The 202-nt window shown below is 53.5% G+C and carries 1 protein-coding gene; it reads right to left on the bottom strand.

The features are described from left to right. Positions 1-202, bottom strand: a 202-nt coding sequence (locus VU18_RS16010) for an SbcC/MukB-like Walker B domain-containing protein (protein WP_047758512.1), incomplete at both ends; no start/stop codon positions are given.

The following is a 202-nucleotide window of genomic DNA, read 5'->3' as shown; positions in this document are numbered from 1 at the left end:
AGCGCCTGCGAGTTCATGATGTAATTAAAGCCGAGCTGTTCAACAAGGCCGAACATCATGCGGATGTTGTTTTCATCGACGCCGGCGAACGCTTCATCAAGCGAGATGATGTACGGCGCATCATCGCCTGCTTCTTGATAGCGTGAATACGCCGCCGCAAACAGCGGAATGTACATCGCCAACGCTTTTTCCCCGCCGCTGA

The sequence above is a fragment of the Geobacillus sp. ZGt-1 genome, assembly GCF_001026865.1.
GTDB classification, from domain to species: domain Bacteria; phylum Bacillota; class Bacilli; order Bacillales; family Anoxybacillaceae; genus Geobacillus; species Geobacillus thermoleovorans.
Note: the sequence above shows the minus strand (reverse complement) of the source record. Positions and strands in the feature narration are given on the sequence as shown.